General features: G+C 48.1%; 30 protein-coding genes. 16 read left to right on the top strand and 14 right to left on the bottom strand.

Annotated features, from left to right (window positions below):
• Positions 1 to 16: 16 nt before the first annotated feature.
• Both trmB and J2736_RS24730 read right to left on the bottom strand, forming a co-directional pair.
• Positions 17 to 781, bottom strand: coding sequence for a tRNA (guanosine(46)-N7)-methyltransferase TrmB (gene trmB / locus J2736_RS24725; RefSeq protein WP_310501250.1), 765 nt, complete (start codon positions 779 to 781; stop codon positions 17 to 19).
• Between the two features lie 154 nt (positions 782 to 935).
• Positions 936 to 1562, bottom strand: a complete 627-nt coding sequence (locus J2736_RS24730) for a WGxxGxxG family protein (protein WP_310501251.1) — start codon at positions 1560 to 1562, stop codon at positions 936 to 938.
• 197 nt (positions 1563 to 1759) lie between these two features.
• On the opposite strand from J2736_RS24730, the gene mnmL reads away from it, so the two are divergent.
• The 3 genes from mnmL (at position 1760) to J2736_RS24745 (ending at position 4515) form a co-directional block, all read left to right on the top strand.
• A complete protein-coding gene (gene mnmL, locus J2736_RS24735; protein WP_310501252.1) occupies positions 1760 to 2716 on the top strand; it encodes a tRNA modification radical SAM protein MnmL/YtqA in 957 nt (318 codons plus the stop codon).
• A 188-nt stretch (positions 2717 to 2904) separates the two neighbouring features.
• On the top strand, positions 2905 to 3477 hold the full coding sequence (mnmM, locus tag J2736_RS24740) for a tRNA 5-(aminomethyl)-2-thiouridylate-methyltransferase MnmM (protein WP_310501253.1): 573 nt from the start codon (positions 2905 to 2907) through the stop codon (positions 3475 to 3477).
• A 72-nt stretch (positions 3478 to 3549) separates the two neighbouring features.
• Complete coding sequence (locus tag J2736_RS24745) at positions 3550 to 4515, top strand: type I phosphomannose isomerase catalytic subunit (RefSeq protein WP_310501254.1); 966 nt, start codon at positions 3550 to 3552, stop codon at positions 4513 to 4515.
• Between the two features lie 89 nt (positions 4516 to 4604).
• On the opposite strand, the gene J2736_RS24750 is transcribed toward J2736_RS24745, so the two are convergent.
• From J2736_RS24750 to J2736_RS24770, 5 genes are all read right to left on the bottom strand, one after another.
• Complete coding sequence (locus J2736_RS24750; RefSeq protein ID WP_310501255.1) at positions 4605 to 6107, bottom strand: IMP dehydrogenase; 1503 nt, start codon at positions 6105 to 6107, stop codon at positions 4605 to 4607.
• Positions 6108 to 6260: 153 nt separating this feature from the next.
• Positions 6261 to 6686, bottom strand: a complete 426-nt coding sequence (locus tag J2736_RS24755; RefSeq protein ID WP_310501256.1) for a pyridoxamine 5'-phosphate oxidase family protein — start codon at positions 6684 to 6686, stop codon at positions 6261 to 6263.
• A 121-nt stretch (positions 6687 to 6807) separates the two neighbouring features.
• Positions 6808 to 8571 (bottom strand): B12-binding domain-containing radical SAM protein, encoded by a 1764-nt coding sequence (locus tag J2736_RS24760; RefSeq protein WP_310501257.1) that lies wholly within the window; start codon positions 8569 to 8571, stop codon positions 6808 to 6810.
• A gap of 149 nt (positions 8572 to 8720) precedes the next feature.
• A complete protein-coding gene (locus J2736_RS24765) occupies positions 8721 to 8945 on the bottom strand; it encodes a hypothetical protein (RefSeq protein WP_310501258.1) in 225 nt (74 codons plus the stop codon).
• A 702-nt stretch (positions 8946 to 9647) separates the two neighbouring features.
• Positions 9648 to 10991 carry an FAD-dependent oxidoreductase gene (locus J2736_RS24770; protein ID WP_310501259.1) on the bottom strand — a complete coding sequence of 448 codons (1344 nt, stop codon included), beginning with the start codon at positions 10989 to 10991 and terminating at the stop codon, positions 9648 to 9650.
• A gap of 155 nt (positions 10992 to 11146) precedes the next feature.
• Here J2736_RS24770 and J2736_RS24775 point away from each other — a divergent pair, with 155 nt between their 5' ends.
• From J2736_RS24775 to J2736_RS24785, 3 genes are all read left to right on the top strand, one after another.
• Positions 11147 to 12172 (top strand): LacI family DNA-binding transcriptional regulator, encoded by a 1026-nt coding sequence (locus J2736_RS24775; protein ID WP_310501260.1) that lies wholly within the window; start codon positions 11147 to 11149, stop codon positions 12170 to 12172.
• Positions 12173 to 12272: 100 nt separating this feature from the next.
• Positions 12273 to 13283 (top strand): RluA family pseudouridine synthase, encoded by a 1011-nt coding sequence (locus tag J2736_RS24780; RefSeq protein WP_397341519.1) that lies wholly within the window; start codon positions 12273 to 12275, stop codon positions 13281 to 13283.
• Between the two features lie 62 nt (positions 13284 to 13345).
• Entirely contained in the window at positions 13346 to 14302 is a 957-nt protein-coding gene (locus J2736_RS24785; RefSeq protein WP_310501261.1) for a D-2-hydroxyacid dehydrogenase, read from the top strand.
• 65 nt (positions 14303 to 14367) lie between these two features.
• Here the strand turns inward: J2736_RS24785 and J2736_RS24790 are convergent, their stop codons facing one another.
• The gene (locus J2736_RS24790) at positions 14368 to 15210 is read right to left on the bottom strand and encodes a 1,4-dihydroxy-6-naphthoate synthase (protein ID WP_310501262.1); all 843 of its coding nucleotides are present in this window, start codon (positions 15208 to 15210) and stop codon (positions 14368 to 14370) included.
• A gap of 1 nt (position 15211) precedes the next feature.
• Complete coding sequence (locus J2736_RS24795; RefSeq protein ID WP_310501263.1) at positions 15212 to 15850, bottom strand: futalosine hydrolase; 639 nt, start codon at positions 15848 to 15850, stop codon at positions 15212 to 15214.
• A 147-nt stretch (positions 15851 to 15997) separates the two neighbouring features.
• Between J2736_RS24795 and J2736_RS24800 the strand changes: the two genes are divergently transcribed.
• Positions 15998 to 16603: a DUF2087 domain-containing protein gene (locus J2736_RS24800; protein WP_310501264.1), complete on the top strand. Its 606-nt coding sequence runs from the start codon at positions 15998 to 16000 to the stop codon at positions 16601 to 16603.
• Positions 16604 to 17083: 480 nt separating this feature from the next.
• On the opposite strand, the gene J2736_RS24805 is transcribed toward J2736_RS24800, so the two are convergent.
• A complete protein-coding gene (locus J2736_RS24805; RefSeq protein WP_310501265.1) occupies positions 17084 to 17920 on the bottom strand; it encodes an AraC family transcriptional regulator in 837 nt (278 codons plus the stop codon).
• Positions 17921 to 18091: 171 nt separating this feature from the next.
• On the opposite strand from J2736_RS24805, the gene J2736_RS24810 reads away from it, so the two are divergent.
• The 8 genes from J2736_RS24810 to J2736_RS24845 all read left to right on the top strand — a co-directional run bounded on the left by J2736_RS24810 (position 18092) and on the right by J2736_RS24845 (position 21906).
• Positions 18092 to 18193, top strand: coding sequence for a YjcZ family sporulation protein (locus J2736_RS24810; protein WP_310501266.1), 102 nt, complete (start codon positions 18092 to 18094; stop codon positions 18191 to 18193).
• 145 nt (positions 18194 to 18338) lie between these two features.
• Positions 18339 to 19346 (top strand): glycosyltransferase family 2 protein, encoded by a 1008-nt coding sequence (locus tag J2736_RS24815; RefSeq protein ID WP_310501267.1) that lies wholly within the window; start codon positions 18339 to 18341, stop codon positions 19344 to 19346.
• Between the two features lie 4 nt (positions 19347 to 19350).
• Positions 19351 to 19797: a GtrA family protein gene (locus tag J2736_RS24820; protein ID WP_310501268.1), complete on the top strand. Its 447-nt coding sequence runs from the start codon at positions 19351 to 19353 to the stop codon at positions 19795 to 19797.
• Between the two features lie 20 nt (positions 19798 to 19817).
• Positions 19818 to 20108 (top strand): alpha/beta-type small acid-soluble spore protein, encoded by a 291-nt coding sequence (locus tag J2736_RS24825; RefSeq protein ID WP_310501269.1) that lies wholly within the window; start codon positions 19818 to 19820, stop codon positions 20106 to 20108.
• 112 nt (positions 20109 to 20220) lie between these two features.
• On the top strand, positions 20221 to 20664 hold the full coding sequence (locus J2736_RS24830; RefSeq protein WP_310501270.1) for an Hsp20/alpha crystallin family protein: 444 nt from the start codon (positions 20221 to 20223) through the stop codon (positions 20662 to 20664).
• Between the two features lie 144 nt (positions 20665 to 20808).
• Positions 20809 to 21027: a hypothetical protein gene (locus J2736_RS24835; protein WP_310501271.1), complete on the top strand. Its 219-nt coding sequence runs from the start codon at positions 20809 to 20811 to the stop codon at positions 21025 to 21027.
• 8 nt (positions 21028 to 21035) lie between these two features.
• Complete coding sequence (locus J2736_RS24840; protein ID WP_310501272.1) at positions 21036 to 21533, top strand: hypothetical protein; 498 nt, start codon at positions 21036 to 21038, stop codon at positions 21531 to 21533.
• 16 nt (positions 21534 to 21549) lie between these two features.
• Positions 21550 to 21906, top strand: coding sequence for a hypothetical protein (locus J2736_RS24845; RefSeq protein WP_310501273.1), 357 nt, complete (start codon positions 21550 to 21552; stop codon positions 21904 to 21906).
• A gap of 20 nt (positions 21907 to 21926) precedes the next feature.
• Here J2736_RS24845 and J2736_RS24850 read toward each other — a convergent pair whose 3' ends face one another.
• From J2736_RS24850 to J2736_RS24865, 4 genes are all read right to left on the bottom strand, one after another.
• Positions 21927 to 22187, bottom strand: coding sequence for a hypothetical protein (locus J2736_RS24850; protein WP_310501274.1), 261 nt, complete (start codon positions 22185 to 22187; stop codon positions 21927 to 21929).
• Positions 22188 to 22206: 19 nt separating this feature from the next.
• The gene (locus tag J2736_RS24855) at positions 22207 to 22449 is read right to left on the bottom strand and encodes a spore germination protein (protein WP_310501275.1); all 243 of its coding nucleotides are present in this window, start codon (positions 22447 to 22449) and stop codon (positions 22207 to 22209) included.
• Between the two features lie 162 nt (positions 22450 to 22611).
• Positions 22612 to 22944, bottom strand: coding sequence for a hypothetical protein (locus J2736_RS24860; RefSeq protein ID WP_310501276.1), 333 nt, complete (start codon positions 22942 to 22944; stop codon positions 22612 to 22614).
• 104 nt (positions 22945 to 23048) lie between these two features.
• Positions 23049 to 24599, bottom strand: a complete 1551-nt coding sequence (locus J2736_RS24865; RefSeq protein WP_310501277.1) for an FAD-dependent oxidoreductase — start codon at positions 24597 to 24599, stop codon at positions 23049 to 23051.
• Positions 24600 to 24766: 167 nt separating this feature from the next.
• Between J2736_RS24865 and J2736_RS24870 the strand changes: the two genes are divergently transcribed.
• Entirely contained in the window at positions 24767 to 25291 is a 525-nt protein-coding gene (locus J2736_RS24870) for a GNAT family N-acetyltransferase (protein WP_310501278.1), read from the top strand.
• Positions 25292 to 25309 lie beyond the last annotated feature (18 nt).

Consider the following 25309-nt stretch of genomic DNA (forward strand, 5'->3'; position numbering starts at 1 on the left):
TAGTCTGTTTTGCTGTTTATTCGGCTGATTCTTTTGATTCAGCAGCTAGGGCAGATGCCGCGGCTTGCTTCAACTGCTCTTGGTGTGTGGACAAAGCTTCTTGTCCAATCACAACTTCACAGCGATGAATATTCATGCCTTGGCCTGCAAATTTCGTTTCATACTCGGTCATCACATGATCAGGATGGATCCCATCTACGTGAAGATTCAACGAAATATTGCGCATTCTTAGGCCCATATCCGCGAAGGAATTCAATGAAAATTCGAATAAGGATTGCGAATCAGTTTTCAAATGAATTTCGCCTTTTGCGTTCAAAATTTGTTGATATTTGGCAACAAATCCCGGATGCGTTAGACGTCTGCGTGCATGCTTTTTCTTTGGCCAAGGATCGCTAAAGTTCAAATAAACCCGCTCCAGTTCACCTTCTGCAAAAGCTTCCTCAATATGTTCGATATTGAACAGCATCAATCTCAGATTAGGAATACTTAGTACAGCATCCTCCTCAGTTTCCACTGTAATCTCGTGAGCAACTTTAGCTTTCTCACTTGCTTTCCGAATCAATTCATCATACATATCCACACCGATAAAGTTAATGTTGGGATACTTTTTACTCATTTCACTGATAAAGCGCCCTTTGCCCATACCAAGCTCGGCATGAATTGGGTTATTATTTCCGAATAACTCGGCCCATTTGCCCTTGTAATCCTTGGCATTTAATACAACGAGTTCTTTTTGACGTTCAATATCTTCTCTAATCCCTTTTCTACCCCGTAAACGCATTATCCATTTGCCTCCTACACGTACATGCTTTCGAATACAAATCATAGTCGATTCTATAAAAAAAATCAAAGCTTTCCTCTAGTAGATGAATGGAAGAATGAAAGAAAACACCCTCCGAAATGGAAGGTGCTTCGCGTATAACAGATCAAAATGTTTATTTGTAGCTTTCGTCTCTTCTACTATTACTGCTTCGTAATCCAGCCAAGCCCAATAGACCAACTAGACCTAACCAACCCCAATTACTGCCATTATTATTATCCGTTGTGGCATTAGCTCGATAAGAATTAGTTCTATAAGTGCTTGGCGGGGTTGTTCCTATACTTTTCGTGCTCATTCTATCGACCATGTTCGCGCTGCGGTCTACCCCTCGCTCAACTGCATTGGCTCCGCGCTGTACACCTCGTTCAACCGCGTTAGCTCCTCTTTCAATTGGATTGGTTCCATATCCATTCATATGGTCCATGACCCCTGTGCCTCTTTCAGTTGTTCCATAGCCATTGTAGGAGTTCGTGTTCGTCAAATTCCCGTTATAAACCCCGTTCGTGCCGTTCCCACTAAAATTCTGAGAGCCAATGCCGCCACCAAGCCCCATTCCTGGTGAAGTCGCATCATAATTGCTTCCCGTATATCCCGTTGATGTCGTAGTCCCCAATGTCCCAATTGGTGATCCGTTTCCGATCGCATTGCCCGAATCCATATTCTTGGCCTGAGCACTTGCTGCCCCCATACTTAAAGCTGTCGTCAGTGCTACCGCCAAAGTTATCGTGCGAAACTTTTTCATGTAGTCCATTTCCCCTCTCAGCTTGTAATTGTGGTGCAAGGTTATCATGCTCGCTTATGAGAGGTTTTATCGGGGGACTTGTTGGAAAGGCAGGGGTCGCTTTCATGTGTAATTTTCGCTACAATATAGGTTGAAACAAAATAAACGACGACAACGCTGTTTATGGAGAAGCAACAGAAAGAAAGGATACATGTCCTATGTCTACAACGATTCAGGAATCACCTCAGCTTTGGGGAGATAAACGTTTCCATACATGGAATTATGAGATGCGCGATGCCTTCGGGGGGAAAGTTTTCAAAGTTATGCTAGATGCTGGCTTCACTTGCCCGAACCGTGACGGAAAGATTGCGACAGGCGGTTGCACCTTCTGTAGTGCGCGAGGATCAGGAGATTTCGCAGGAAGCCGCCGCGATGATCTCGTCACACAGTTTAATAAGATCCGCGATTTGCAGCATCAAAAATGGCCTGAAGCCAACTATATCGGCTATTTTCAAGCCTATACGAATACTTACGCGCCTGTTGAAGAGTTGCGAGAGTATTATGAAGAGATCTTAAAACAGCCTGGTGTCGTAGGGTTGTCCATTGCAACGCGCCCGGATTGCCTGCCGGATGATGTGATTGAATATTTGGCAGAACTGAATCAACGCACCTATTTATGGATCGAGATGGGCCTGCAAACGGTTCATGAATCCACTTCCGTGCTGATTAATCGCGCTCATGACACGCAATGCTATCTAGATGCAGTAGCTAAGCTCCGCAAACATAATATCCGTGTGTGTGCGCATATTATTTATGGCTTGCCTGGGGAAACCCATGACATGATGCTGGATACTGGACGAGCGGTTGCTCAAATGGATGTACAAGGCATCAAAATCCATTTGCTTCATCTCATGCGCAAAACCCCAATGGTGAAGCAATACGAAGCTGGCTTGCTGCAGTTCCTGGAGAAAGATGAATACGTCAAGTTGATTGTCGATACACTTGAAATTTTGCCCCCTGAAATGATCGTTCATCGCCTCACAGGGGATGCCCCGCGGGATCTCTTAATCGGACCGATGTGGAGTTTGAAAAAGTGGGAAGTGTTGAACGCTTTTGATAAATTGCTCACGGAACGAAATACGTGGCAAGGAAAGTATTGGGCTGGGAAAGTTTGATAGAACAGAGCATCCCGTCCTGATGTAAGGGAACTGGGATGCTCTGTTTTTTTAGAGTGCGCTGCAGCGAGGAGCGGTGGTGAAAGCGGGGAGCTGGAGCTGGAGAGCAAATAAGGCCCGAAAAGGGCCTTATTGCGCGGCATTCCGCTGCCGCGCAGTTACAAAAGAAAATCGGAGGCACTACACACATGGGATTCGTTTCAGTTCTGAGTTATGTACACCAGCTAATTGGACAACGCGTCCAGCCTGGTGATACCGTTATAGATGCCACGCTCGGCACTGGCGTGGACGCCTTGTTCATGGCGAAGCTCGTAGGCGCCCGCGGCAGCGTCTACGGCTTCGATATCCAGCAGGCTGCGCTGGATCAAACCAGTGAACGTCTGGCGAAGGAGCAGCCAGACGCCCAAGTGCACATGAGCTTGTGCAGCCATGCGCTCATGGAAGCGGCAGTGCCGCAAGACCGCCACGGCAAGGTTGCCGCGGTCACCTTCAATCTCGGCTACCTGCCAGGAGCCGATTCCGCCATCATCACCGAGCAGGCATCGACGATTCCTGCTCTCGAGGCCGCCCTCCGCCTGCTGCGCAAAGGCGGAATCGTGACCATCGTGCTGTACAGCGGGCACGATGGCGGGTCCGAAGAAGCCGCAGCGGTCGAGCGCTGGGCTTCTCAACTGCCGCTCGCAGCGTTTCAAGTGCTGCGGTATCAATTCGCCAATCGCAGCGCCTCCGCGCCGTATCTCTTGGCTCTAGAAAAAAGATAGCCACATGATATAATGCTAGAGTGGAATAAATGACAGAATGATAGAATAGACTAGGGGAAAGTAGGGATTGTTTTGAAATCATACCCGTTACAATTTCAACCTGAAATGAAAGAACGTGTTTGGGGAGGCAGAACCCTCGAACGCTTCGGCTTTGAGCTGCCGGAAGGCGCAATCGGTGAAGGCTGGATGATCGGCGATCACCCGAACGGAACTACGAAAGTCATCAATGGCGAATTAGCTGGCTTAGGTCTAGACGAAATTCGTGAAAAATACGGCAAAACGCTTTTCGGCACCAAAGGATTTTCTGAGAAAAACGGCCGTTTTCCACTCCTAATTAAATTGCTAGATTGTGAAGATGATCTGTCGGTACAAGTCCATCCAAATGATCACTACGAAAACCTTGCGGCTGGTGAACTTGGCAAAACTGAAATGTGGTACATTCTCGATGCGAAACCAGGCGCCAAAATTATATATGGCATGAAAGAAGGCGTGACGCGGGAGAGCCTTGCAGAAGCAATTGCGGAGAACCGCATTATGGATTGCTTGCAAGAAGTTCCTGTCGAAGCTGGAGATTCCTTCTACATACCGGCTGGAACGGTTCACGCGTTAGGTGCAGGTGTGCTCGTAGCTGAAATTCAACAAAACTCGGATACAACGTACCGCTTGTATGATTACAACCGTCCAGGCTTGGATGGCAAAATGCGTGAGCTGCACATCGAGGATTCCCTCAATGTCATCGCGTATGAAGGTTCAGGCTCCACACGCATGAAGACTGATTTGACGGAAGCAGGCACATGGTTGACGCTCGCTTCATCTCCTTTTTTCACTGTGGAAAAAGGTCTGGTAGGTCCGCAATGGGAACTCACAACGACGCCAGAAAGCTTCGTGATCCTTGTGATCGCAGATGGTAACGGAACGTTGCAGTGGGCAGACGGTCAGATCGCGACGAAGCCAGGTGACTGTTTCTTACTTCCTGCTGATTTGGGCAGCTACTCACTTGAGGGCAAAATGACAGTAATTCGCAGTTATTTGCCATAATAGATATTATTTCGCTAAGTAATGAAAAAAAGCTCTCTGATAGCAGCCGCGGTTGACGGGCACTGTCAGAGAGCTTTTATTTATCGGTGTTAGTGTTCTTCCGTCAGGCTACTTTCTTTCAGGATTACGTCGTGTGCTCCGCCTTCAACGAGTGATGTTGCGGATACGAGCGCAATTCTTGCATTTTGCTTCAATTCATCCAGCGTCAAGGAACCGCAGTTGCACATGGTGGACTTAATTTTACCCAAAGTCTTGTCCAAGTTTTCTTGCAGACTTCCCGCATAAGGAACGTAGGAATCTACGCCTTCTTCGAATAGAAGCTTGCTCTTGCCGCCAGTGTCGTAACGCTGCCAGTTACGTGCACGATTGGAACCTTCGCCCCAATATTCCTTCACGAAATTGTTGCCAACTTTCAGCTTGCGAGTTGGACTCTCATCGAAACGTGCAAAGTACCTACCCAGCATAACGAAGTCAGCACCCATCGCCAAAGCAAGGGTCACATGGTAGTCGTGTACGATACCACCATCGGAACAGATCGGAACATAGATCCCTGTTTCTCTGAAGTACTCGTCTCTCGCTTCAACAACCTCCATCACAGAGGAAGCTTGGCCGCGGCCAATCCCTTTTTGTTCCCGTGTAATACAGATGGATCCGCCGCCGATTCCTACTTTAATAAAGTCAGCACCTGACTCTACAAGGTAGCGGAAGCCCTCACGGTCAACGACGTTACCTGCGCCGATTTTGACATCAAAATTCTGCTTCACATACTGCACAGTCTCATGCTGCCATTCGCTGTAACCGTCCGAAGAATCGATAACAAGAATGTCTACGCCCGCTTCAACTAACGCAGGAACTCGCTCTGTATAATCCTTCGTGTTGATCCCGGCGCCGACAATATAGCTCTTATTCTTATCTAGAAGTTCCATCGGGTTTTCTTTGTGCTCATCGTAATCCTTACGGAAAACGAGCGTGTCGAGTTTCCCGTTCTCATCCACAATCGGCAAGCAGTTCAGCTTGTGATCCCAGATCAGATTGTTCGCTTCGGACAACGTAATCCCTGACTTTCCATAAATTAACTTCTCAAAAGGTGTCATGAACTCCGAAATTTTACGATCTTGCGAGTCGCGGCTCTTGCGGTAGTCACGACCTGTTACGATCCCGAGCAATTTTCCGTTCGCTGTCCCATCGTCGGTAATCGCAACTGTCGAATGGCCTGTCTCTTCTTTCAATGCCAACACATCACTAAGTGAATGTTCAGGCGTCAAGTTGGAGCGGCTTACAACGAAACCTGCCTTGTACCCTTTAACCTTGCGCACCATCTGAGCTTGTTCTTCAATCGACTGAGAGCCGAAAATGAACGAAATCCCGCCACTACGCGCCAATGCAATAGCCATTCCATCATCGGATACGGCTTGCATGACAGCAGAAGAAAACGGGATATTCAGTGAGATCGCAGGTTCCTCACCTTTATTAAACTTAACTAGCGGGGTCTTCAACTTTACATTAGCCGGTGTACATGCCTTCGTCGTCAGGTTTGGAATCAACAGGAACTCACTAAACGTACGCGATGGTTCCATATAATACGTAGCCACTTTACAATTTCCTCCTCATATAGGGATCTTTGAGCGCAACTCAAAGTCTCTCCTTCGATTGATCCATAGGTAAATTTTTATAATCTTATCACTGAACCTTACCTGTGGTCAATGGATTTTTTAGGGAAATGTTCAGTAGGCTGCGAATCGATGTTATTTCTTCCAAATCTGCGGCTCAGAGCCATGACTCGAATATTCCATATAATACGGGGACACGTCCATCACGACATAGTCAGGATCATGCGGTCCGTCAAACCATTGTTTCATTTCGTCTTTCCATAGCTTCTCCCGAAGCGCATTGTCCGAAGAAATCGTCGCTGTTGCCTGAATTTGCAAAATATGCGGCGTTGATTTGCCATCATAACCCACAAGAATATGCACATGAGGATTTTCTTGAAGTTCTTCCACCTTATCTGTTTTTTTGCTCGTCGTTAAATAAATCTCTAATCCTTCATGAAACAAAGCCATATAGCGCACCTTTGGCTTGTTACCGTCAATTGTCGCAAAGGAGCACACTTGATTGGTGTTCAGCACTCCAATGATTTGCTCTTCGAGTTGTGCGTTTTTGGTTTCGATCATAGCTAGCTCTCCTTTCAATTTTCAATCTTCTTCAACTACCCTATATTACCCAGATGGGCGCGTGTTCAATCGGTTTATGCGAAAAAAATCCCTCTCACGTCAGGGTGAGAGGGATGTGTTGCTAGATCGTTGCCAGTTGCTGCAACGGCATCGTATAGTAGGACGCCGGCTTCTGCGCGTCAGGCGGGAAGTGCACGACAAGCAGCTCCTTGCTGCTTTGGTCGAGTTCACCGCTTTGCAGGTACGTCTGCAAAGCGAACGGCAACACCTCAAGCATGCAATGCTTGTGGAGGTCTTTTTCATTGATGCGGAGACTAGCGAAGTCTCCGCTTGCGAGCTCAGGCTGCTCCGCCAGCAGCTTGAGGTACGCATTCTGTTCGGACTTCTCCAAGGTGAAGTCCCACCAGATTTTGCGCGGCTTATATTTATGGCCGAGGAAGTAATCGAGCTTCATCAGGCCTTCGATGATGTGCATGTTGTTCGTCCCGCGATGCGTCAGGAACTCGTGCAAACGAGTGAACAGATCCTCGAGCTGATGCCCGATCTTCTGCCAACCGCGGCCTTCCCAGAAGTCGCCGAATTCTTGGAAGAAGTCGAACGCCGAAGCGAACTCTTTGGCGATCAAGTGCTTCACCGTATGATCCATCCGGTGGGCGTTCCAATATTTCTCGAGCACATCCTCCACACGCTTGATTCGAATCAAATCAGTGAATGGGAGGATGTCGTTGCCGAGAATCTCGTAAGGCGCGTGGTCCATATAAATATAGCCATATTTATGGGCATCGTTACGCATACCTGTGCCGCGCAGCATTTTGAGGAAACCGAGTTGCAGCTCTTCCGGCCCTAGCTCGAATACATCATTAAACGTCTTACGGAACGAGTTGTAATCCTCTTCCGGCAGACCTGCGATGAGATCAAGATGCTGATCGATTTTGAGGCTATTTTTTACCTTAGACACGGTACGGCTCAGTTTGAAGAAGTTCTGCCTCCGCTGCACGAGGTCATTCGTCGTGTCGTTCGTCGATTGCACACCGATCTCGAAACGGAACGTGCCTGGCGGGGCATTTTCAGCTAAATAGTCAAGAACCTCAGGTCGCATAATATCCGCCGTAATCTCGAATTGGAACACGGTACCGCGATGATTCTGGATAAGGAATTCAAAGATTTCCATCGCATAGTCCCGTTTAATATTAAACGTACGATCCACGAATTTGATCAACTTCGCGCCCGAATCAATCAGGTACAGCAGATCTGCCTTCGTCCGCTCCATATCAAAATACCGCACGCCTACCTCGATGCTCGATAAGCAGAATTGACAGGAGAACGGGCAGCCACGGCTCGTCTCGAAATAGACGACACGATTGGCTAGGCTAGGAAGATCTTCCTTGAACCGATGCGGCGACGGGATATCATCCAGCTTCAGTTTAGGTCTACCTGGCATCAAAATCACTTCTTGTTCCTTACGGTAGGCAACACCATAGACGAAATGGTATTTACGCGTCGTTGAAATTTCGGTGAGCAGCTGATGGAACGTTTCTTCCCCTTCGCCCATCACGATGAAATCAACCTCCGGAATGCGCTCCATCCAGTAGTCCGTATCGTAAGAAACCTCGGGTCCACCGAGGACGATGATAAGTTCGGGTCTGATCTTTTTGATCATTTTGATAATATTGATCGTCTCTTCGATGTTCCATATGTAACAGGAAAAGCCTAGTACGTCTGGCGCCTTCTGGTAGATGTCGGAGACGACGTTCATGACGGGATCTTTGATCGTATATTCGGATATTTCAACATCAAAATCCTTCTCGCAAAACGCCTTCAGATAGCGCAAAGCCAAGGAGGTATGAATGAATTTGGCGTTCAGTGTGGATACAAGTACCTTCATATGAAAAAAACCTCGTTCTATTCTGGGTTATCGTGCCTTTTAATTCTACACGAAAACGACGGAAATACAAAGGAAAGCCCTCCCATGCGGGACGACTTGTGCAGTGTTTTGAGCAGGTGGGGACAGTCGTTCCGACAAATAAAGCGTTGTTAGAGGACCATATCGTCGTCCAAATGTGGGGCTTCATAGGGGAATTGCAAGTAGGAGGCTTCTTCGATGGCATTTTTCCAACGTTCTGCGTGAGCATACAACTGTTGTTCGACTTCCTGAATTTTCTGATGGATGGCATCGGCTGATTCTGCCGGTTCACGTTGCAGCGATTGCTGCAGGGTGCTGCGTTCTTCGAACCATTGCGTTAATTGGTATAAAAGCATAAGAAACCGCCTCTCACACGTAAGCTATGTGTGTTAGTGTTCCCTGATTTGTGGAGGTGTATTCGGTGGGGGTACACAACCTCCCTCCAGTCCTGACACATACCGACCGACACATGACTAACTGGAAAACTGAGACTGTCGATTAATGAATGGAGACTTAATAAATATGCAAATTAGTGAATTCTTATAAAAATTGACGGTTTTAGAGGAGCTTGTCTCTCCTTACAAAGGTACGCTCACATGCGATTTCAAATAAAGGTGTGCCTGCCATAACGTTATTTGCTACATTGGCATGTTCTGCGAAGAAATAGCATTACGGAATAACGCTATTTCGACCGAATGGAGTGGTATTTATCCATTTATGGTGAAATAACCTTGTTTTATAACGTTATTCTCCCGTATTCTCTTCTAAACTAACAAATAAGATGTTTTCATAAGGTTATTTTGCGAACGAGATTCATCTCTATGTCATGGGAGCGATAAGTTATCTCGAGTTGCAAAAGTTCCCCGTTGTTTCTCTAAATTTTAAATGATGCATATGATTATTCAGGATAAACAGTTAATCGACAGTCTCAAACCTCCAGCTAATTTCTAGTTTTCCACTACTAATAGGAAAATAAATGGAAAACCTCCCTCTAATTTCAGCAAATTACCGCAAAAACGGAAGAAGACTGAAAAATAGCTGGAGGTTTTCCATTGCTTTTACTTCAACAAAGCCCCATCCTTCTCAAGGACGGCCTGCAGTTCGGCAACGTTAATCTCTGCTGGTAGCACGCCATGCTTCACAGCGAGCCCTGCTGCGGAACCTGCGGCTTGGCCTGTAGCCATGCAGCTTGGCGTTAGGCGCGTCGTCGCGAGCGCTTCATGCGTGGTGGAGATACAGCGACCTGCGGTGAGCAGGTTCTCGATTTTTTGCGGCAGCAGGCAGCGGTAAGGGATATCGTAAGCGCCGTCCCCTTTGACCCATGCTGCGGTTACGCCTTTGCCCGATGGATCGTGGATATCAATCGGGTACCCACTGCGTGCGATAACGTCATCAAAATGACGACCTTGCACGACATCATCCACTTGCAGCGCATACTGGCCGTCAATCCGACGCGTTTCACGAATACCAATTTGTGCGCCAACGTTGGAAATGGAGGCTTTTTCAAAGCCTGGCAAGTTATTTCGCATAAACTCAGCGACCATCAACACTTGCTTGCGCCCAAGCTCTTCGGCTTCTGTCAAGTCTTCCACATTGGTGCCATCAAGCCCTTGCACACGCGTAGTATTGACCAGTACTTCGTCGTCCTCTGGACCCGTGAAGAACAGGACTTGATCGCGATTGATCGGCAGATTCGCTTCCTTCCAATGTTTGAAATAGCCTAGCACACCAGAGAGAGGGAGATCAGCGAGCTCGGAGAAAGGCGTCTTTTTATAAAACTCATCCGGGTGATCGATCATGTATTGTTTCACGCCAGGCAGATTCACACCGCGCATTCTGAATTTCATCGTCATCGGCTGTGTCGCCTTATCCCCGTCGCGCCCTTTGAGGCACGGCGCCCCTGACAGATACGCGAGATCCGCATCACCTGTCGTATCAATAAAGACTTTACCACGGACATCAATTCTGCCGGATTTGGACGTCAGCTGCACAGATTGAATGCGATTGTCCACGGTTTCCACATGATCGACAAAGCTATGGAAAAGCAACTTAACACCCGCTTCTTTAAGCATATCGACGGCAAGAACTTTATATATTTCAGGGTGATAAGGTGTAATAGTATTCACGAATCCAACGGTATCCCGAAGATGTCCTGGGGATGCGTTCATCGCCATCAGGCGGTCAATAATTTCTTGCGCGAGACCCGCAATGACTTGCTTGCCATCCGTTGTATGAAACGTCATCCAAGGATACACAAGCGCTGCCGTCGACATCCCGCCGATAAAGCCATATTTTTCGATTAAAACAGTCTTAGCCCCACTTCTTCCTGCCGCTATCGCTGCATTAACACCCGCTGGACCTCCACCTACAACTACCACATCTGCTTCTATCTGTTTAATCATCTGACTTCGCTCCCTTAGGTTCATTGTTTGTTTGCCGAATGCTTCTATGTCTTGCTTCTCTCCTAGTGTAGTTTAAAATTAACCTTCTTTTTAGTATCAAATTAGTTTAAAATTAGAGATACAGAAGGTATCAGAAAAGGAGACATCTCAGACGAATGCGCAAACGAATTACGCTCTACGATTTGGCCGATCAGCTAGGCTTAACGATTCAAACGGTATCCAAAGCGCTGCGAGGTCTACCTGGTATGTCAGAGCAGACACGAAGTGAAGTTTTCAAACTCGCGCGCGAGCTTGGCTATATGACCAAAGACCAAAAAGTAACGCTTCAACAAGATCTCATCTCACCGTATCCCGTTGTACAGCGCAGGTTCGTACTCGTCCAAAACAAACAATCATTAAACTTTAATCGCCTGCTGCTGCAAGGCTTGCATGAACGCTTCATGGAATTCGGGCACACGGTCCAACCACTTCTCATACCACCTAAACTGAAACCATCGCAATTCAATGATTGGGCTGAGGAGCAAGGTTTACTGTATGCAGAAGGGGTCTTTATCGCACCACGAATGAACTTTGATCTCTTGGAACAAAAGCTGCTGGAACTGCAAATCCCGCGGATTCTGCTGAATTTCCCGCCACCGGAGTCAAAGGTGGATAGTGTCATTTGGGATGTGTATGAGGCGGTTTATCAGGCGGTGCGTAGGCTGGTGCGCATGGGCCACAGAAACATCCTTTATGTAGGTGACACGAAAGATCAACGCGGATTCGTTATCCGTTGGCAGGCTTTCACAGAAGCGATGAAAGAAGCTGGGGTCAACGTAGACCCTACTGATCACGCGATAGAGCGAGATGGTTCGGAGGGGTGGCTGCACGATTTTGAGCGGAAATATCAGCTGCATCAACCTACGGCTGTCATTTGCGGCATTGATGAAGAAGCAGCGCCTGTGTATCACACGCTTCGCCGATTAGGCGTGAACGTGCCGCAGCAATGCTCGCTGGTTGCGCTACTGAATGAACAGATCGACACGCTGCCGCTCTGTTCTCGCCCGCAACTGCCGATCCGTGAGGCTGGCTATCGTGCAGCAGATCGCATGCTATGGCGGATTGCGAATCCGCATTTACCTTTTGAGCATGTGCGGCTGCAGGGAGATTTTTTCATGGGTAGCACGATTCAGAAGCAGTAGCGTTCGCGTCAATCATTTCATTTGCTTTTACGAACGTGGTATATTGGAGGTCGAATGAACGGACCGGAAGGTAAGCCATCGTACTAGGAGGTATTTTAACATGCAAAAAAAACAAGGTTCGCGTCCAAAATCCACCGGGGGTCACAGACCCAAATTGGGTACGCATAAAGCTCAAAGCCATTCCATGCAAGCAGGTGCAGGTAAGAGTAGTCAGGAATCGAGTACTCGCCAGTATACGGTGAAGGAGCCTGCTGAGCTTCTGACCTTTTTATTAGAAAAGCTATCGAGTCTAGGTCGAAATGCGGTCAAAGCGATTCTCGCTCGTGGACAAGTCGCTGTCAATGGCAAAGCGGTCACGGCTTATAATTACCCTTTGCAACCGGAAATGACGGTCACCATCAATAAGGATAAAGTCGTGGAGGATATTCCGCTGGCTGGCATGACGATTTTGCACGAAGATAATGATGTTATTGTGATTCAAAAGGATGCTGGCCTTCTATCCATTGCAACGGATACACAGGAAAATCAAATTACGGCCTATCGCCAGCTTACGGCGCATGTGCGAAATCATGATCCGAAGTCACGGATTTTTGTCGTTCATCGTCTAGATCGAGACACATCCGGCGTAATGATGTTTGCCAAAAACGAACAAGCACAGCAGCATTTGCAAAACACTTGGCAAGAAAGTGTCAAGGAGCGGACGTATGTGGCATTAGTGGAAGGCATGGTGCGTAAGCCAGAGGGCACGATTTCTTCATGGCTCAAAGAGCACGCGAAATCACTCAAAATGTTCTCCACCCCATACCCGAACGATGGTCAACATGCGGTCACGCATTACAAAACGCTGCAAGCGAACAAAAGCTTTTCCTTGCTTGAGGTGAACTTGGAGACGGGACGTAAAAACCAAATCCGCGTGCATATGCAGGATATCGGGCATCCCGTTGCTGGGGATAAAAAGTATGGCTCCAAATCGAAGGAGATCAATCGACTCGGTCTGCATGCGCGTGTGCTAGCCTTTTTGCACCCGACAACAGGACAGTTAATGCGTTTTGAGACGCATATTCCGAAGGTGTTTTTGAACCCTTTTAAAGAGCCAGGTGTAAAAAAATAACGCCTTGACACCTTGAGGATAAGCGAAACAGATGGCCTAAAACATGGAGAGGGTGTACGGGGATGAACATTGTGGTACTTGATGGATATGCATTAAATCCAGGAGACTTAACTTGGAATGAGTTCGAGGCGCTTGGGGAGCTCGTTGTCTATGATCGCACAGCAGAAAACCAAATCGTCGAACGTGCAGCTAACGCAGATATGGTGCTGACAAATAAGACTCCTCTCTCTGCACAAACGTTGGAGCAGCTGCCTAATTTAAAATATATTGGCGTGTTGGCAACTGGCTACAATATTGTAGATATCCAAGCGGCGAAAATGAATGGCATTCTCGTTACGAACGTTCCAGCTTACAGCACAAGTTCGGTTGCTCAATTGGTTTTCGCCTTGGTCTTGGAGTTCTGCCATCGTATTCAGCGCCATAGCGACAGTGTGCTTCAAGGTGACTGGGCTAGATCGATCGATTTCAGTTACAGCAAGTCCCCGCTAGTAGAGTTAAGCGGTCAAACCATGGGGCTGATCGGACTTGGTCAGATCGGCAAACAAACGGCACTTATCGCTAGGGCGATGGGGATGAAGGTCGTTGCTACAGGCAGCGGACGAAGTGTTCCTCAGCCCCTCGAAGGCATCGAGTGGGTATCGCTTGAAGAGTTGCTACAGCGCGCTGATGTGATCAGCTTGCATTGTCCACTTACCCCAGCGACGAATGAGTTGATCAATGCAGATCGAATCGCTTTGATGAAGCCATCCGCTATTCTAATTAATACCGCTAGAGGCGGCCTCCTTAACGAAGCCGATGTCGCCCAAGCTCTGAATGAAGGCCGCCTCGCTGGTGCTGGGCTAGATGTATTAACGGTGGAACCACCCAAGCCAGATAATCCCTTGCTGCATGCGCAGAATGTGATTATTACGCCGCATATTGCTTGGGCAACGAAGGAAGCCAGAGCTAGATTGATGGCTGTTGCAGGGAATAATGCGCGGAGTTTTGCACAGGGCACGCCTGTGAATGTGATTGGGTAGTGTTAGGTAGTAAAAAAGCTGTCTCCCGAGTAGATGTTATCTACGGGGAAGACAGCTTTTTTGGGTTATTTCAATAAGGCCGCATAATCCATCTGCGGCACAAGACCTGCCTCAGCGGCACGCTGAAGCAAGGTCAAAACAGCGCCATAACCGCTATCACCCAGATCAGCGGTGAACTCATTGACGTACAGGTCAATGTGCTGTTGCGCGACCTGTGGGTCCATCTCCTGCGCGTGCTGCATGACATAGTCGCGAGAAGCTTCCGGATGCGCCCACGCGTATTCTACGGAGGCGCGAGCCCAGCCCGCGAGCGCCTCCACATCCATCGTGCGCCGAGCAATGATAGCGCCCAGCGGGATCGGCAGCCCGGTGTCGGACTCCCACCAGCTGCCCAAATCGGTGAGAAGCGCTAACCCGAACGACGGGTACGTAAATCGCGCTTCATGAATAACAAGGCCGGCATCGATGAGGCCGTCCCGCACGGCGGGCATGATCTCGTGGAACGGCATGACCACGATTTCGCCTACGCCGCCAGGTACGTTCTGTTCGGCCCATAGGCGGAACAGTAAGTACGCGGTAGAGCGCTCGCTTGGCACAGCGACTCGGCGGCCGCTAAGTGCTGCCGGGTCTGGTGTTTGTCCGGCGCTTGGCTGCGTCAGCACAAGCGGGCCGCAGCCTCTGCCCAAGGCGCCGCCGCAGGGCAGCAGGGCGTAGTCCTGCAGCACCCACGGGAGTGCTGCGTAGGAGATCTTGAGCACGTCTGGGCCCGTACCTTCGGCAGCCAGACGGTTCGTAATATCGATGTCTGCGTAGAGGACATCGAGCTCTGGTGCACCTGGAATTAAGCCATGTGCCCAGGCATGGAAAACAAAGGTATCGTTGGGACAAGGTGAGAACGCTATTTTCATTTTAAAGCACCTCCGCTATGACTGAACCTGCTGATTCTAAAGCTTGTAAGGCCGCACCGATCCGCCAGGCGTCTCGGTCTCGCGGCCCCACCGCGTTGGAGATCGCGCGGATCTCCAACACAGGCACGCCGCGCTGCTGCGCTGCTGTCGCAATGCCGAAGCCTTCCATGGCTTCGGCGGCAGCGCCAGGCACGCGCGCCGCCAGCGCAGCGGCGGTTGCCGCTGTTCCGGTGGCCGTTGCCACCGTCAGCACCGGCGCCGCTTGCGCCTTCAAGCCGGCGGCTTGCAGCGCAGCCGTCACGCGCTCGGCTTCGGAAGCAACGCTGATGCGCGTTGAGCCGAAGCCCAGCTCGTCCAAGCTGCTGAAGCCGTCCAGCAGCTCAACGCCGAGATCAGCGGCGATGATCTCGCTCGCGATCACCAGCGAGCCTACTTCTGCTTGACCTGCGAAACCGCCGGCGATACCGGCGATAATTACGAGGTCATAGTCAGCTTTGGCAAGCTTAAGGGCACCATTAACCGCTGCCGCGGCAATGCCCACACCAGCTAATGCATATTCAAATCGGCTATCCTGTCCAAGACCCCGTTGTATGGCATCTCGTTCAGCAGCGACTGCTGTCATCACAAGTATTCGCATCATTACTTTTTCCCCTTTAAACTTTGACGTCTATCTTCGTATTTTACATGAGGCTCGCCCAGAAGGAAACTTTCATGCTTGACACGCTCATCTAATTTAAATATTATCTAATTAGATGTGTATCAAATTAAATGTGAGGAGCTGCCAGGTATGCAACTGGATAAAATCATCACCTACCATAAGGCACTGTCCGATGCGACTCGTATACGAATGCTCATTTTGCTTGCGGACGGGGAATCTAACGGGCTAACCCTTTCTGAGAAGTTAGGCGTGAGCCCCGCAACCGTCACCCATCACGCTGCCAAACTTCGCGAAGCCAACCTGATTCATGAACGTCGCGACAAAAATACGATCTATTTCACCTTGAATGACGCGTCCATCCGCAGTCACGGTCAAGCGACCGCTGATCTTATTTTCAAAAATAAAAAGGAGATGCCTGCATCCATGGAAATCGCGGACAAAAACTCAAATTTGAAGGAGTCCGTTATACGGAATTTTTTCACGATAGATGGAAAGCTCAAACACATTCCTTCTCAGCTTAAGAAGAAATTGATTGTTCTCGAACATATGGTTACTGGGCTAGAGAAAGGCCGTTCCTACACCGAGAAAGAACTAAATGAGCTACTAAAAAATTATCATCCGGATTTTGCAACCCTGCGCCGCGAGTTCATTATGCACCAGTTCATGTTCCGCGAAAAAGAAATCTATGAGTTGAACCCTAGGGAAATGTGGGCAAAGTGGGAAACCTTGTCGTAGTTGGGGGGTCACTCCCACTTACTCCGCTTCACTCATCTGCTTCTCCATTAAAGTTTAACTGGAAAAACTCCAGCTATTTTCAATGCTACCCGCTGTTTCACACAGATAAATGGAAAAACTCCAGTTAATTTCGCTCAAATCTCTCTTTTACTCGGAAATGATCAAAATTAACTGGAGAAATACAGGTATTCCGTAAATTTCGCCCAAATGCCCCGATTTAGATGGAGAAAATCCAGTTATTTACCTCTGCGGGAGCTTGGTAGGCACATGGTGGGGGTTAGCTAGACGCTCAGTCGGTACTTTGTCGGTACTTGGTCGGTACTTGGTCGATCCTTGGTCGGTGCTTGATCGGTGCTTGATCGGTCCTTGTTGGATGTTTACCGCACGATCTGTAGGTACTTGGTAGGGACTTGGTCAGTCTTTATTCGTACCTGTGGAACTTATTCGATACTTCCCGAATCCTTTGTAGGTGCTTAGTGGTTACTTTGGTTCACCACACTGGCCTTCTCCCTCGGGGTCACTCCCCTCCCCGCTCCCCCTAAGACGCAAAAGCCACTTTTTATATTCCTTGGGGGTAATCCCGAGGCATCTTTTAAACTCTTTGGAAAAGTGTGCATAATCATGGTAGCCGAACTGCCCCATACAACTAGCGATATCCACCGTCGGATTGAAGAAGATTTGAAGCCGAGCGAGATTAAAACGTGACACGGCATTTAACCGCTTAGGCGACATGCCGACTAGCTCTGCACAAATGCGCTCAAAGTGCCGCTGGGAGTAGCCGCTCTCAGCTACACTGATGGGAACATCCTGCTCCATCGGTGTTCGATAAAGCTTGGACAAGATATTAATCATAGCGGTATGTTTGGTTTCTGGTTGGAAATGACGGTACAAATAAGCCGTCAATAGCGCAACTCCCTTGTCCAATTCAGCCTCTGCCAGTTGCGCAATTAGCTCGGCAAGCTCATATTCGTGTTCGGGAAATATCGCTGTGAGCGGAAGAAACTTGTCAATCAACGTGCGATGATCCATCTCTCTGAAAGCTCGCAACCCCCATGGCAGCAGCCGAACTCCGAATAAACGAATCGGCCCCTCCGCTGTAAGTGGATGATACTGAGAAAGCGTACCGATAAAAAAAGCACTCGGCAGAACCTGACCACCTACGGAATACTCAGCTCCAAAGTGAAAAATCAATTCTTGGCAGCCATCTGGCCACAAGGTTTCTCCTTCTTCCACTGCACTGTAATCTCGTTCCAAATACCAATAACATTTCACATATCGCGCCAATGTCTCATCCGGTTGACGTTCCTCGTAACGCATGTGTTTAACTACCTCCTTTCCTTCATGTTGCAGGATACTACCAGTGTGAACTCTCCGATCTGGTCCCATAAAATGGACACGTTGCCCAATTATTTCTCCGCATGCAGGGCATTCATCCATGCACCCTCGAGTCAGATCACATATAGTAATCTTGTGAAGGGAGGGATTGACATGAGTTGTGGTTACCCTGCTGGCGGATCAAGCACTGCTGTAGTCCTCGTTCTATACGTCCTCTTAGTTATCGTTCTAGCTACATTTGGATTTGGTTGGTAAAATTGATTTGGTAAAATAGATAAGCATGAGCGGCTGGGACGATGATTTACGTTCCGGCCGCTTACTTTTTATTGTCCTTTTAGCTATAATTAAACCTTAAGCTATGATTTGCATCTATTCTCTATTCAGGACGGAGACGAGTACTGTGTCTAAACCGATTTTGACCATCGTGGTCCCTTGCTACAACGAAGAAGAAGTGCTCCCGGAAACCGTTTTCCAACTTAGTGAGGTCTTAGATTCCCTGATAACGGATCAATTAATTGCCCCCAATAGTACGGTTTTGTTTGTCGATGATGGCAGCAAAGATGCAACTTGGTCGTTAATTGAGCGATTTCATCTTGCTAATTCGTTCATAACGGGGCTTAAGCTTGCCAAAAATGCCGGTCATCAAAGTGCTTTACTTGCCGGGCTTCTCCAAGCGAAAGAGTATTCCGACTGCGTCGTTTCCATCGATGCGGATCTTCAAGATGATACATCGGTCATCCGTGAATTTATCAAGAAATTCCACGAGGGCTATGACATTGTCTACGGTATTCGTCAAGATCGCTCCGCAGATACTTTGTTTAAGCGAGCTACCGCCCAAGGTTTCTATAAACTCATGACATCCTTAGGTGTGAAAATACATTACAATCACGCGGACTTCCGCTTAATGAGCAAACGCACGCTTGATAATTTGGAGAAATTCCAAGAGGTTAACTTATTCCTTCGGGGTTTAGTCCCTCTGCTAGGATTTCCCTCCACACAGGTCTATTATGACCGAAAAGAACGATTTGCTGGTGAATCCAAATATCCGCTGCGCAAAATGCTCGCTTTTGCCTTCGATGGCATTACCTCATTCAGCGTAACTCCGATCCGTTTGGTTACCGTGATGGGCTTTATGCTTTTCGCACTTAGCGTGGTTGCTGCTATCTATGCGATTGTAGGCAAACTACTAGGTGCAAACGTAACGGGTTGGACTTCGCTTATTCTCTCCGTTTGGTTCATCGGTGGTGTGCAGCTCCTTGCGATCGGCTTGATTGGTGAATACATAGGTAAAATATATAAAGAAGTGAAGCAGCGTCCCCTATTTGTTATCGAAAAGGAACTAAGGGAGCATACACTGGCTGACGAAACCGCGAATTCATCGGTTCAACCTGCTTCTTCAAGGCGGTAAGTAGATGACTTCCTTGAAACCATTCTTAACAGGCAGCTTCGCGCGTTTCTTACTCGTCGGTGTGTTCAATACGCTGGTAGGCTTGTCTATCAGTTTTGTACTTTTTAACTTATTCGATCTCAATTATTGGATATCGACATTTGGCGGCAATACGATCGGCGCTGTGGTGAGTTATCTGCTCAACCGCACGTTTACGTTTCGCTCTAATACCAGTGTCGGCAGCAGTTGGTGGAAGTTTGGCATTGTTATTCTCGTCTGTTACGGATTCTCTTACGAGGTCAGCTGGCTGCTTGCCGATGTGCTAGGAGCCTATCTGACGACTGTCCATACAGGTTGGCTCCACAATGGCGCCATACTCGTAGGCAATGGATTGTACACGATTGGCAATTATCTCGGGCATAAATATTTCACTTTTCGTACTCATGATCCGAAAAGGGGCAGGGCATCCTAACACCTAAGAGGTGATAGACGATGTCACGAAGAAGAAGAAACCGGGCTATGGTACCCGGATCCGAACATGGCTTAGGGCTTCTGAAAGCCCAAGTTATGCAAGATCAAGGATACGCCGTGAATCCAGAACGGCCTGATCTTGTGAAGTATGAAGTTGCACGCACACTAGGTGTTCCCTTGCAGCAAGGCTACAACGGGCAGCTGAGCTCAGAAGATGCCGGCAGAGTAGGGGGCCCCATCGGTGGTGCGATGGTCCGTGAGCTTGTGCGCATGGCCCAGCAGCAGCTCGCTAATCAGCGGCCGCGGCAGTAGTCCACATGTCCGAAGTCTAGAAGTCAGCCATAATCTGCCGCGTTTGCACATAAACTAGTAGCGAGCTGCTCGCGGCTCTACTTTTAATGGTGAAGTCAGGTGATGATGGCAGATGAATCCTCCAGGCAATCGTTCGTCAAAGCCCGATTGGAAGGGACTGTCGGCGCAAGCCGGCGATGTACTTGGTCCTGATTTCTGGCAGGATATTGCCAGTATTATTCCACTAACCGGACCTAGAATTGATATGTATGAGACATCACAAGAGCTCGTTGTTGTTGCGGAGGTACCCGGATTGTCGTCTCCTGAGAACATCCAGCTATCATTTCGTGACCAATCGCTCTTGATTCGAGGCATGCTCGTTCGGCCTTATCAAGTCAGCGATGAACAGATGCGGCTGTCCGAGCGTTATTTCGGTACCTTTGAGCGCGCGATCCGCTTGCCTGGCAGGGCTTTGACCGATGGGATGCGAGCGCAATATCATAATGGATTGCTCATTATTCGTATTCCGCTTGCTCCACCCGATGGCGAGAAGGTCATCCCGATACAATTTACGTGAGACAACGATTGATCAAGATTACCGACGCCCCTTCTTGGCGTGCACGGTGATCTTTTTGTTTTTGCAAAAAGAGAAATGATTCTGCGTTTGTCCCCATATACATGGAAAGGAGACGCTGAATTAGAGGATTTGGAGGGAATAACGATGGTTCGGATCCAATTTAAATCCATTCATATCGATGACATATCAGAGAATTCCAGTGTAAATAAAGGCAGTAATCGGATCAGCGGCAGAAGGCATTCTGCGAAAAGTAATCAAGGATTAGGCGAAATAAGTGGCGAGCATACTGTGGTGATAGGCGGGCAACATACGGTCCTCGATAATGATAAGTTTGATGTTATACCGATTTCACGAAAGAGCTGATCTGACCTATGTGGTTTCAAAAAAAGAAAGCTTCGCCGCCATCATCAGCCCCCTCTGCTGCCACACCCAAAATACCACTCCCTACGAGAGCAGAAGCTTTACCGTCGTCATCCGTGCATGCCCAAACCATCCATCTCTTGGAACAACGGCTGCGGAAGCTTGAAGATCAGCTAGCTGACCTCTCCACCAAACACCCACGCATACATATCGATAACCTTCACGTCCACCAGCCTGTTCTTGAAAATTTGACTTTTCGACTCGACCATCTCGATATTAAGGAATTGAGTGGTTCATTGAATTTAGGAAACAATTTCGGTGCCAAGCCAAATGGGAAATCGCATGATGATACGGTTGATAAAGCTATCCAACGTACACAAGTAACTAGAGAATCCAAATCAGAGCGATCCTCTGACGCTGTATCGCATGCATCTTCCGCGCAAGAGGGTTCTGGACCCGAGCGAACCTCAACGGGCTACCGCTATACCCCTCCCCAGTCTAAAGTGTAAAGATGAGGTGATTACCATGTCGTCGTTCATGTCTCCAACTTTTATCATCGGTTCAATTCGTATTGGGTCCGTCGAAAGTGCATCCTGCATCAATATGGGAAATAACTGGCCTACAGATTTTCAGAGCAATCAAAAAACGGTTCAAGGCTTCGGCGCTGTCGAAGGCGATCATAACCAATTGGTGGGTACCCGTTCGATGCTGAACGATTCCGATTTCCTCGACATGCTCAATGTCGGTGATAATGAAACTCCGGAGTGGCTGCAGGAAATGATAACTGTTCAAGCACAGGCTTCAGGCTTTACCACCAACACCGCGGCTGCTTCTACGGCTCCGGCAGAAGCAACGACGAAAGCTCCGCCAACGGCCGAATAAGGCTGTCGCGGAGCTTTTTTTTAAACACGACCAATGATCAAATCACCTTTGGTATAAGGCGCATCAATGATATCGTTATCGTAAACCGTATTCACATTGTTCCATACTATATTATGTTCGCCGCTCACTTCACCAAGGCCGCTATTGTTTTTACCACTCGTTGACCAGTTCACCTGTGCATTCGTGCCAATGAATATACCAGAACCATCGGTTATTGAATTGACATGAATCGAATCAAATTGAATCAAAGGTGGATCTAGGGGGCCAGGCAGATTCATCATGGCGTACTACCACCCTTCCCTAAGCTTGATTCGTTATGGCTGGTTTAAAGTCCTGATCATTAATCGGTGCATCGATAAAGTCATTATCAAAGATGGTATTGACGAAGTTGCAGGCGACCGAATTACCGATGAATTCACCATTGCCGTAATTGTTTTTGCTATGGGAATCCCAACTGGATTGGGCATTCTCTCCAATCCCAATCGTGGCATTCGTATTCTGGTTATTAATATTAATCATGTTAAACACGATGGAACTCGGCATGCTGCTCACTCCCTGTCCGCGGTTTCTCTGCCATAAAGTTGTATCATAGCCTATTCAAGAAGCAGCGAATTGGTGCTTTAATCTCAAAATGAGGGAGTCAACAAACAAAAGACTCTCCCCTGTAGGAGAGAGTCTTCCATGCCTACTCGATTTCGATCATCCTCAGAACCAGAGTCCTGGACCACCGAAGCCGCCAAAGCCGCCACCATACGGAAAGCCACCAAAGCCACCGCCAAAGCCGCCACCATAACCTCCAAAGCCACCGCCAAATCCACCATACGCATAAGGTGCAGTACCAATAGCCAGCAGATCAAATAAAACCAATGGAATAATCGCTTTTACTTGAACTTTTTTGCCATTTTGTGGAGCAACTATCAACGTGTTCCCGCTGATCCGCACCAATTTGCCAGTCACTTGTGTACCATCTTTTTTAACAGCCAAAATATCTTTTCCGATCAATTTACGTACTTCTTCTTTACGAATTCTGGATGCCACGAACGTCCACCTCCTTCACGTGAGCAGAGATACATTGCTCTACAGTGTATGGCTAATGGGGTAACATCGCATGGATAGCTGTCCATTTTTACATAAAAATACGCTCATGTCTCTACTGATAGCTTGGTCAATGCTTTCTTGGCGGGTCCTTCGATAACATCCCCTTGGAAGGAATATCTGGAACCATGACACGGGCAGTCCCATGTTCGCTCCGCGTCGTTCCACTCAACTTCACATCCCAAATGGGTACAAGTTGTATCAACAACGTGCAATTCCCCATTGGGTTCTCTGTAAGCACCAGCTCGCTTGCCTTTCACACGTACGACAGAACCCTCATCCGGCGACAACTCTTCAGGGTGCTTATGCTCTAAATCAAACTTCCCAGCAACAAAATGCTTCGCCACGTTGGCATTCTGCATGATAAATGTTTTGACGCTAGGATCCGCATGGAATCGATGCGGGGTAAACACATCTTCATAGGGACTTTGCTCCCCTAGGATTATTTTCGTATTCAGCATTGCGGCTACCATGCTGTTCGTCATCCCCCATTTGCGATACCCCGTCGCTATTAGGAGATGAGGAGCATCGGAAAATTGCTGCCCTATATAGGGCATTTTATCTAATGTGAACACATCCTGCGCTGACCAACGGTATAGGATCTCCCGCAGTCCGAAGGTATCCGCTCCAAACTTCTGTAGATTCTCATAATACTGATGGGTACACAGCCCTTGCCCCGTCTTATGCCCTTCCCCGCCAATCAGCACCGCAGGTTCCCCCTGTATGGTGACAGCACGGAGAGAGCGAGAAGGTTGCTCGACATTTAAATACATCCCCCCGGGGTATGCTTGCTTCGTACGCGCAGCAATGACGTATGATTTCTCTGCATGCAGACGAGTAAAGTATGCGCCCTGGATGTCGTTGAATGGATAGTGCGAGGCGGTAACGACGTAATTACAAGTGACTTGATGGCCTTGCTTAGTTTTGACAATAGAAGGCTTCTCATGGGAGGCACTGACCACCGTTGTTCCTTCATAGATGTGACCGCCAAGCCGCAGGATCTCTTGCATCAGTCGGATTAGGTAAGGTACAGGATTAAACCTGGCCTGATCTTTGATCCTTATTGCTGCTTTCGTCTCGAACGGCAGAGGGGTTGATTCCAGATAATCGCCGCCTATTTTCAGCTGCCCATATGCCAAGTATTCATCTTGTAATTGCTGTAAATAAGCATCATCACTCGTATACAGATACGCATCATCTTCGGTAAATTGACACTCGATGTCTAGTTCATCAACCGTTTGCTTGACGAGCTTCAGCGCTTCGTTATTGGCTTCATAATAAAGACGAGTCTTCTCCTCACCAAAATGGGCAAAAAACTCATGATAAATAAGTCCATGCTGCGTGGTAACTTTAGCCGTGGTATGTCCTGTCGTACCTTCAAGGATAGGTCCTGCATTGAGCAAAATGACCTTAACGCCTTGTTTCGCGAGTAAATAAGCCGTGGTGATTCCGGTAATCCCTGCACCAATAACGACTACATCGCTCTTTAGATCGGTTGTCAGGCTAGGAAATTGGGGGATCTTGTCCACAGAGTCCAGCCAGAATGATTGGGGGAATTGCGGTAAATCGGCAGTTGAAGCCTCTCCATGTTGCGTCACTTTTTATGTTCTCCTTTTGTACCATTTTCTACCTATTTTGTCCTTGTCGTTGTGATAGTATGTATGAGAGTAGATACTTCTCACTCTTGATAGAGAACGTGCGTTCCATTACAATGGAAGATACCCGTTAAATTCTCGCGTTTACTACCGCAGATAGGAGTGAGAACATGTCAGAGAAAATGAACGCCTCACAAGTTATCATCGTGCCTTGGTCCGAATCCGATTTCGAACTCCTTCGACTTAGCAATGCTCCTGAGATGATGGAGCATCTTGGAGGCCCCGAAACGGAAGAGCAGCTTCGCACTCGCCACAATCGGTATCTTACCCTCAGAGAAAGAGAAAAAGGACATATGTTTAGCATCGTTATGCTACCTAACCGTGAAACCGTAGGTAGTATTGGATACTGGGATAGCCACTGGCAAGGAGAAAATGTCTATGAAATCGGTTGGAGTGTGCTTCCTACCTTCCAAGGGCGAGGGATAGCGAGCAGCGCCTTGCAGGCAGCTATTTCTCATGTGAACGCGGGTGCTAAGTATCGATGGATGCATGCGTTTCCTTCCATTCACAATCCTGCATCAAATGCAGTGTGTCGCAAACTTAGTTTCACCCTTAGGTCTGAGTGTGAATTCGAGTACCCACCAGGACATTTTATGCAATGTAATGATTGGCGTTTAGAGCTTGCAGGTAGTTAATTAAAAGTTTGGAGGTAT

It is taken from the genome of Paenibacillus qinlingensis (assembly GCF_031455095.1).
Lineage (GTDB): Bacteria > Bacillota > Bacilli > Paenibacillales > NBRC-103111 > Paenibacillus_E > Paenibacillus_E qinlingensis_A.